General features: G+C 60.6%; 8 protein-coding genes and 1 pseudogene. 4 read left to right on the forward strand and 5 right to left on the reverse strand.

Annotated elements, in window-relative coordinates:
• The 3 genes from MOV76_RS37135 to MOV76_RS37145 all read left to right on the forward strand — a co-directional run.
• A partial coding sequence (locus tag MOV76_RS37135; RefSeq protein ID WP_247266426.1) for a PLP-dependent aminotransferase family protein occupies window positions 1-1,025 on the forward strand: 1,025 nt, incomplete at its 5' end.
• A 199-nt stretch (window positions 1,026-1,224) separates the two neighbouring features.
• Window positions 1,225-3,048, forward strand: coding sequence for a methyl-accepting chemotaxis protein (locus MOV76_RS37140; protein WP_247266427.1), 1,824 nt, complete (start codon window positions 1,225-1,227; stop codon window positions 3,046-3,048).
• Window positions 3,049-3,238: 190 nt separating this feature from the next.
• Window positions 3,239-3,610 (forward strand): DUF4440 domain-containing protein, encoded by a 372-nt coding sequence (locus tag MOV76_RS37145; protein WP_247266428.1) that lies wholly within the window; start codon window positions 3,239-3,241, stop codon window positions 3,608-3,610.
• Between the two features lie 65 nt (window positions 3,611-3,675).
• On the opposite strand, the gene MOV76_RS37150 is transcribed toward MOV76_RS37145, so the two are convergent.
• Entirely contained in the window at window positions 3,676-4,077 is a 402-nt protein-coding gene (locus tag MOV76_RS37150) for a response regulator (RefSeq protein WP_018242699.1), read from the reverse strand.
• Window positions 4,078-4,087: 10 nt separating this feature from the next.
• Window positions 4,088-5,833: an ATP-binding protein gene (locus MOV76_RS37155; protein WP_247266429.1), complete on the reverse strand. Its 1,746-nt coding sequence runs from the start codon at window positions 5,831-5,833 to the stop codon at window positions 4,088-4,090.
• 85 nt (window positions 5,834-5,918) lie between these two features.
• On the opposite strand from MOV76_RS37155, the gene MOV76_RS37160 reads away from it, so the two are divergent.
• Window positions 5,919-6,455 carry a GNAT family N-acetyltransferase gene (locus tag MOV76_RS37160; protein ID WP_247266430.1) on the forward strand — a complete coding sequence of 179 codons (537 nt, stop codon included), beginning with the start codon at window positions 5,919-5,921 and terminating at the stop codon, window positions 6,453-6,455.
• 108 nt (window positions 6,456-6,563) lie between these two features.
• Here the strand turns inward: MOV76_RS37160 and MOV76_RS37165 are convergent, their stop codons facing one another.
• From MOV76_RS37165 to MOV76_RS37175, 3 genes and pseudogenes are all read right to left on the reverse strand, one after another.
• A complete protein-coding gene (locus MOV76_RS37165) occupies window positions 6,564-7,478 on the reverse strand; it encodes a phosphotriesterase (RefSeq protein ID WP_247266431.1) in 915 nt (304 codons plus the stop codon).
• Window positions 7,479-7,748: 270 nt separating this feature from the next.
• On the reverse strand, window positions 7,749-8,381 hold the full coding sequence (locus tag MOV76_RS37170; protein WP_026230653.1) for a PQQ-binding-like beta-propeller repeat protein: 633 nt from the start codon (window positions 8,379-8,381) through the stop codon (window positions 7,749-7,751).
• Window positions 8,382-8,426: 45 nt separating this feature from the next.
• A pseudogene (locus MOV76_RS37175) lies at window positions 8,427-8,582 on the reverse strand (helix-turn-helix domain-containing protein); the annotation flags it as partial.

The following is an 8,582-nucleotide window of genomic DNA, read 5'->3' on the forward strand; positions in this document are numbered from 1 at the left end:
GCATGCGCCGCGGGCTCAGAACGCTTGCCCGCGCCGACGGGCCGGCGCTCGCCGATTACAGCTCGCCGCTCGGCTTGCCGCAACTGCGCCAGCTGATTTCCCGCCGCATGGGTGAACGCGGGATCGAAGCCTCCCCGGACCAAATCATGCTGGCCGATTCCGGCACGCAGGCAATCGATCTGCTCTGCCGTTTCCTGCTGGAACCCGGCGACACGGTGCTGGTCGACGATCCCTGCTATTTCAATTTCCATGCGCTGCTGCGCGCCCATCGGGCAAAGATTGTCGGTGTGCCCTACACTCCGTCCGGTCCCGATATCGAAGCGTTTGCGCAAGTCGTCGCCGGTGAGCGTCCGCGGCTCTACATCACCAACTCCGCCATCCACAATCCCACAGGCGCGACGTTGTCTCCTGTTACCGCCCACCGCGTTCTAAAACTCGCCGACCAGTTCGACCTGACCATCATCGAGGACGATATCTTCGCCGATTTCGAATATACGCCGGCCCCCCGCCTTGCCGCCTTCGACGGGCTCGAGCGGGTCATCCACATCGGCAGCTTCTCGAAGACCCTGTCGGCCTCAGCCCGCTGCGGTTTCGTCGTGGCGAAACCGGAATGGATCGACGGCCTGACAGACCTCAAGATCGCCACCTCCTTCGGCGGCGGCCGGCTGACGGCGGAACTGGTGCTGAACGTCTTGAGCGACGGCAGCTATCGCAAACACATGGAGACGCTGAGACACCGGCTCTCCCGAGCGATGAGCGAGGTCTCGGCCAAGCTGAAGGGCTTAGGCATAACGCCCTGGCTGGAGCCCCAGGCCGGAATGTTCCTCTGGTGCTTGCTGCCCGACGGCATCGATGCGGCTGATGTGGCGCGGGCCGCACTGGAAAGGAGGATCGTTTTGGCGCCCGGAAATGCATTCAGCCTGTCGCAATCGGCAACGTATTTCATGCGCTTCAACGTGTCTCAAACGCTCGACCCGCGCGTCTTCGAGGCGCTCCGCGACTTCCTGCCGAAAGAGAGGCATTAGACACAAGGGTGCTCTTCGGCGGCAACCGTCCTCGTACTAGTGGTCATCCGCGTAAGACGCGGGGAACACAGCCGCCTGCCCGCTATGCCTCATACATATATTCATTTTTCTTTAAATGCAGAGAGTTAGAATTCGCACACGCCAAACGATCACCAAGTCTAGAACTTTGGCCTGATCATTGCTCCGAAGAAGGTATTGCATGCGCAAGCCAAAGGTTCGAACCTCGCTGACAATCATCAATGTAACATTTGCGTTCATCTTCCTGAGCTTTGGGCTGTTTTCCCTCAGGAGCGTGCAGCAGGTTAACCAGGACACGACGGCAATCGCCAAGAACTGGCTGCCGAGTGTTTCGGTTGCCCGCAATATCGGCTTCCAGCTGGAACGCATGAAGTTTGCCTACGCCAACCATATCATGTCGATCAGCGACCAGGCTATCGCCGCCGCAGAAGCAAAGATTACCTCTCAACGCACTGAGCTTGACGATGCGATTGCAGCCTATAAGCCGCTTATATCCTCGCCGCGCGAAGGCCAATTGCTGCAGCAGATCGAGGAGCAGGCCGCCAGCTATCAGAAATCGTCCGAGCCTATGCTGGAAAAGTCCCGCAAGAACGACAACGATGTTGCCAAGACGATCTTCTATTCCGACATGGAGCCATTCGTCGACCGCGCGGAAGAATTGGCCAATGAATTGCTGACGATAAACGTCAATGGCTCCGAGGCGTCCTACGAAAACAGTCAATCCACGTACCTGGGCATTCTCTGGACAACTTCGGCGTTCACGGCACTCGTGATTGCAATCGTTGCTGGCGCGATCTCCTATGTGGCAATCCAGATCTCGCGTCCGATCAAGAAGATCACGCAATCGATGACCGGGCTGGCCGCTGGCGACACCGGCACGCAGATTCCCTATTCCAGCCGCACGGACGAAATCGGTGCGATGGCGGCAGCGGTTGAGGTCTTTCGGCAGACGGCGCTTGCCAAGATCAGAGCCGACGAAAATATCGAAACGAATCGGGTGCTGACGGAATCCGAGCGGCAGCGCCGCGAGCAGACGGAGCGCGCGCGGGCTGCAGCGATGGCGCAAGCCACGAACGGATTGGCAGAGAGCCTGAAGCAACTTGCCGGCGGCGATCTCACCGTTCAGATCACCGAGCCTTTCGATGCAGATTTCGAGGGCCTGCGCCAGGATTTCAACGACGCCGTCGCAAGGCTCTGCCAGACCCTCGCCGAAGTGGCGGGATCGGCCGTCAACATCGACAGCGGCTCGAATGAAATCGCCAATAGTGCAAACGACCTGGCGAAACGAACCGAACAACAGGCAGCGGCGCTCGAGCAGACAGCCGCAGCTCTCGATGAAATCACCGCCAATGTCACATCCGCCTCCAAGCGTGCCGAGGAGGCGCGTCAGGTAGCCGCGCAGGCGAATGCCGGCGCGACGACATCAGGTGAGATCGTGAGCCAGGCGGTCCAGGCCATGAGTCGGATCGAGCAATCCTCAAGCCAGATTTCCAACATCATCGGCGTGATCGACGAGATCGCGTTCCAGACCAATCTCTTGGCCCTCAATGCCGGTGTCGAGGCCGCGCGCGCCGGCGAGGCAGGCAAGGGATTTGCCGTGGTGGCGCAGGAAGTCCGCGAATTGGCGCAACGCTCCGCGCAGGCGGCCAAGGAAATCAAAACGCTGATCCATGCATCGGCGGGAGAAGTCGCAGCCGGCGTCGGACTGGTCTCGAAAACCGGCGAGGCGTTGAAAACCATCGGCGAGTTGATCGTTGCCATCAACCGCCATGTCGAGGCCATCGCCGTCTCCGCCCGGGAACAATCCGTCGGGTTGGCGGAAATCAACACGGCCGTCAACAGCCTCGACCAGACCACGCAGCAAAACGCAGCCATGGTCGAGGAGGCGAGCGCCGCTTCCGCATCGCTTGCCGACGAAGGCGCCACGCTTCGCCAGTTGATCAGGCAATTCAATTTGAACGATATCGTGCAGGACAGCGCTTACGCGCGTCGCAGAACGGCTTGAGCCGGAGGACGATCGCATCGCGAAGCACGGAGTCTACCGGCTTTGCGAACAGGAATGCGGGCCGCGGCCTCCCTGCGCGACCTTCGATGCTGGTCCGAGCTAACGTTGCTGAGCAGGCGGGCTGTCGCGATAGCGCCGCGAGAAAACAAAGTGATATCGTTCGACATTCGCGTATTTAGAGAATTTGACGATGTCTGATCTCGATCTCGAAACCATTCTAGGCGAACTCCGGCAGAGGGAGCCGATATTCCACCGGCGTGCCTTCGGCACGAGCCGTGACGATCTGGAAGCCATGACGGCGGAGGATTTTTTCGAGATTGGCGCAAGTGGCAGGATCTACCGGCGGGACTTCGTCATCGCCAACCTACTGGAGCGCTACCAGCAGCCGGAAAGGCATGACTGGCCCTGCCGGGACTTCTCGATCCGCCGACTCGCCGAAAACCTCTATCTGCTGAACTACACGCTGGACGAACCCGGCAGGACGACGCTCAGAACCACCATCTGGCAAAGCTCTGGCGGGAGCTGGAAAATCGTCTTCCATCAGGGAACCATTGCCGGCTGAGCCGCCAATGTCAAAATCTCGCGAGGCGTGGAATTGACGCAGCCGCCCCCTAACGCCATCGATCATCAGAACGACCGGTGAACCGCCTTGTCGTTGGCAAGACGGGTCACGCAGCCTTCGAGCTTGGCGAGTAGCAGATCGAAGTCGAGCGGCTTCGTCAGATAGTCCGCCGCTCCGCCGCGCAGGCCGGCTAGCGTGTTTTCCCGGTCGGTCAGTGCCGTCAGCAGGATGAAGGGAATGTTGGAGAGCTCGGGGTGGTTGATCTGAATTTCCGCCAGAAGCTGGTGCCCATCCATAACAGGCATCGAAATATCGCTAATGACGATATCGGGCCATTTCGACAGGATCATTTCCAGTCCCTCGGCGCCGTTCGAGGCCTCCAGCGTCCTGTAGCCGGCTTCGCTCAACTCTTCGACGAGGAGGTTCCGGATCTCGACTTCGTCTTCTATGCACAGGACTGTAACCAGGAGCTCTTCCTCAAGCTGCGACTTGTTGATCCGACAATAGAAACTCTATTGGCAGAAGAATGGTGAATGTTGTGCCTTTGCCGAGTTCGCTCGTCACCTCGACGGTGCCGCCATGCAGTTCGACGACCTGCTTGACGACGTTGAGGCCGATGCCGGTTCCGGCAATACCTGTCGCGCTGCGGGCGCGATAATAGGGCTGGAATAGCTTCGGCAGATCCTCCGCATCCATACCGATACCGCTGTCGGAGATGGCGATCTCCACCGTCTTCTCGTCGGCCCGGGCGCGAACATGAATGTCAGGCGCGTTGGGCGAATATTTGACGGCGTTCGAAATCAGGTTGGTGAAGACCTGTTCCATGGCGCTGCGGTCGAACGTCAATACATCCGGTATGGGCTCGAGATCGAGGTGGAACACATGCGAGCGGCTGAGGTGGCGCTGTCGGTCGCAACAGGTGACGAGCACCGCTTTCAGATCACCTTCGCTGCGCTTCAGTGTGATCTGTCCGGTTTCGAGCCGCCCGCTGGCGAGGATACTCTCCATCAGATCGACCATGCGCACCACCGCACTGCGGATGACGCCGGCCTTTTCGTGAACGTAATCGCCGCTGACGTTGGTGGTCGAGCGGCAGAGCCGCTGCGCAGCGGCGTCGATGATGGCGAGCGGCGTGCGAAACTCGTGCGAGGCCATGGCGACGAACTGGCGCTGGAGCGCATTCACCTGGCGTTCGTGCACCAGCAGGCGGTCCAGTTCCTCTCTCTGCCTTTCGATCTCGGCGGTTCGATCGGCCACCATCTCTTCCAGATGGTTGCGGTGGTGGGTGAGCTGCTCTTGGCTGTCCATCAGGGTCAGCGAGGTGCGATGCAGACCTCGTCCGAGCCAGAACACCACGGTGATCAGCAGCGCCAGGCAACCGAGCCCTGCCGGCGCGATTTGCTGAAGCAGCATGAAACCGGGCAGGATAGGCGGCCACACGAGATAGCCGATCGTGCCGCCGTTATGGGACGACACCAACACTTGCGCCCGCTCGTCCTCACCTTTCGAAGGCGCGAAATGCAACCCTTCGAGCAGCGCATGATGGGCGATGTTTTCGGCAGTTTTTCCATCGATGAACTTGACCGAGATGGCGATGAACTCCTGGCCCGCCTCGATCTGCATCCTGGCCGAGCTCGGCAGAATGGGACGCGCACTGGCAATTGCCGGTCTGTTGCCGATCATAATCGTCCGAACCTTGGCCAGTTGACCAAGCGCTTCAGCGCCGGGCTTTGCAGCCCGCTCGACGAGAACGGCGCGCATCTCTCCGGCGAGAGCAGTCATTTCTTGACCGTCGTCGCTGCCGAGCCGCGGCGGCATGGCATCGGCGCCGTCACGGAAGGCGAACATCAGGCGATTGGTGTCGTCGAAGATGTAGGTTCTGTCGTGCCCGAAATACCGGTTGGTCCACTGGCCGACATTGTCGAGCAGCCACTCATGGTTCCGCTGTTTGGTATAGAGAAAGGCATCGTCCCATTTGGTGACGCTTTCCTGCTCCCGCGGAAGTGCCGCGATCTGCTCTTCCAGTCCCTGTCGGACGAAATCGGCCTGCCGACGGAGCGAGAGATCATCGACCTTCACCGCTGCGAGCCACGCAAATCCGCACAACAAGACAGCCGCCGCGCAGGTGAGCGTCACCAGGACGAACGTAATGTGCGATGTGAGCCCGACCTTCAATACCTGCAACCTTTTGATGGCGCCCGCTGCCGAGAAATTGACACGCAAAGGTTGACGGACCGTGAATTATGCGCTCCCGTGCGGGTCTGCGGCAGGTCTCCCATAGGCATCGCAATCGTTGAAGGAGAAGCACATGGATGCAGCAGCATCGTCGGATACATCAGGCATCAGGATCGAGCCGATCGCTGCCGTCCATATCGACAGCTTTCATCATGCGCTCGACGTGGTCGCGCGGGAGAAAAAATACTTGTCCATGCTGGAAGCAACGCCGCTGCCGCAGATGCGGGAGTTCGTGATGGGCATGATAGCAAAAGGCAATCCGCAATTCGTTGTCACCGCTGAAAACCAGGTCCTCGGCTGGTGCGACATCAGCCGACATTTTTTCCCGTCCCACGCCCATCGCGGAAAACTCGGAATGGGGATCCTTCCCGCCTATCGGGGCAAGGGCCTCGGACGAAGGCTCATCGAGACCACATTGAGAGCCGCGCAGAAAAGCGGTTTTGCCAGGGTTGAACTCGATGTTTATGAAGACAACGCCCGTGCTATTGCTCTCTACGAAAAGATGGGATTTGCCCGCGAAGGCATCGTCCGACGTGCGGCACGCATCGACGGTCGGTTCATCGATGCGATCAGCATGGCGCTTTTGTTCGACGAGCGCGGCGCGGCATAGATCCCGGTATCGCGTCGATTTCTGAATGAGCCCCCCGCGAGCCCGGATCAACATTTCGGCCTGAACTTGAAACAAATGCCCTTTCGAGCAATTAGGCCAGCCACTCCCCTATCGGGCAAAAGCCTCGAACGGATTGTCGTGGGTGAGGCGCATCAGGGTCCCGTCGTCTATGCCGCGCCGTTTCAGCTCGGGCAGCAAGACCGTGGAAAGATGGGTGTACGGTTTGGGTATCCCGCCCATCAGCAGCGCCGGATCGAACCAGCCGCGGTCATGGCTCAACAACAGGTGATCGCCGCAGCCCGCCTCCAGCGCCTTGATCACCAGATCCGCTACCTCGTCGTCTCCGCCCCGGCCGACATGGTCATACTCGATCCAGGCGCCTCGCTCAGCGACGGCGACATTATAGGCGAAGTCCTTTTCTTCCTGCGTATGGATCGAGATGAACCTGTCGGCCCTGTAGCCCTCTGCCTCGATGACATCGAGCTGATCCATAACGACCCGTCCCCTGATCGTATGACTGCCGATGACGGCGTCTGTCTGCGCCGCGGCGCGCGCGGCTGCCCGCAGGATTTTCGTCTCGAGCGCCGTCATGCCGTCATCGCCGGCGCTGAGCTTGATCCACCCTGCCTGGAACCCGGTCTCATCGATCTGCTCCGTCAGCTCGCGAAGCATCCACGCCTCCAGTTCCTTCTCGGAAGCCTGGCGGACCCATTCGGGAATCCAGGGCTCGCGGTAATTGCCGGTGGGAACGACGATCGGAAAATCCGTCGCGAGCGACACGGCAAGATCGATATCCGCACGGCGTCCAACGCCGCCCGTCGAGCATTCGACCAGTGCCGTCACCCCGAGCTTCTTGATCCGCTCGATCTCGGGGGCCATCAACCGAACGACGTCTTCGACGTCTGCTTCGGCATAACCGGGCTGGTCCGGCGTCCTGAGGTCGACGAAGACGTGCTCATGCGGGAGGATCATCCCAAGTTCGGATCTGCTCTTAGGCCCGAGCGTCGTGCGCAGATGTTTCAAAGTCTCTCCCCCGCGATCATACCGGCTTTGCCTACAGCCTTCGACCCAAGCCTCGACACTGCCGCGAAAGTAGATCGTGACGTGATGAAATCAATCGCTCACTTGATCGAAATTCTTACGATTGACCTTGATATCGACGTGCGGCTTGGCGAGCTGACTGTCGCCCGGGGGGAAGATACGCCGCATCGACTACTTCCCCTTGTCAACCTTGCCTCTCCCGGCCCTTCGCATGGCTCAGGGCATCGCGCTCACCCAGGTGGCGCATCGCGCTCAACCCGGCCGGCGCACCGCGCGGATCTTGCCGCTGCCGCCTCCGCCGCAGAAGAAGCAGTCGCCGCCGTCGGATTCGAGGCCGGAGACGCCGGTGCCCTCGGGCATCTCCAGCCGCTCCAGCACTTCGCCCGTTTCGGGGTCGATGCGCCTGACGTCGCTGTCATCGCCCTCCCAGGTGCCGTGCCAGAGTTGGCCGTCGACCCAGGTAACGCCTGTCACGACGCGGTTGGATTCGATGGTGCGGAGGATCTTGCCAGTTTCCGGGTCGATCTGATGGATTCTGCGGCCGCGGTGCTGGCCGACCCAGAGCGAGCCTTCGGCCCAGGCAAGGCCGGAATCGCCGCCATTGCCTGGCGCCGGGATGGTGGAAAGGATACGCCCGGACTTCGGGTCGATCTTGTGAATGACATCCTCGGCGATCTGATAGAGGAACTCGCCATCGAAGGCCGTGCCGGCATGGGATGCGACCTCGATCGAGCGCACCACCTCGCCGCTTGCTGGATCGAGCGCATTCAGCCTGTCGCCCGAGGCGAACCAGACGTGTTCACCGTCGAAGGTGACGCCGTTGACGCGCTCGGCGCCGGGAAAGGGGCCATATTCACGGATGATAGTCGCAGCCGATTTTTTCATCTCTTCCATCCTCAAAACGCGGGCCATCCCGATCGTTGGCCTATACTAATCACTGGGCAGCGGTCCCGGGAGTAACAAGATCGTCGGGAAACCGGGTAGCGGCGGGCTCATCCAGCGCCGCGCCCGCCCGCGCCCGAAGGACTGCACCCTGCCTTCATCGGCAAGCGAATCCAGCGCCCGCTGCACGGTGCGCGGGCTGGC

It is taken from the genome of Rhizobium sp. PRIMUS64 (assembly GCF_023006465.1).
Taxonomy (GTDB): Bacteria; Pseudomonadota; Alphaproteobacteria; order Rhizobiales; family Rhizobiaceae; genus Rhizobium; species Rhizobium leguminosarum.

Bases quoted from the DNA above. Each gene is read 5' to 3' on its own strand.
- MOV76_RS37160 (WP_247266430.1), top strand. From the start codon at position 5,919: ATGGATGCAGCAGCATCGTCGGATACATCAGGCATCAGGATCGAGCCG.
- MOV76_RS37140 (WP_247266427.1), top strand. From the start codon at position 1,225: ATGCGCAAGCCAAAGGTTCGAACCTCGCTGACAATCATCAATGTAACA.
- MOV76_RS37145 (WP_247266428.1), top strand. From the start codon at position 3,239: ATGTCTGATCTCGATCTCGAAACCATTCTAGGCGAACTCCGGCAGAGG.
- MOV76_RS37170 (WP_026230653.1), bottom strand. From the start codon at position 8,381: ATGAAAAAATCGGCTGCGACTATCATCCGTGAATATGGCCCCTTTCCC.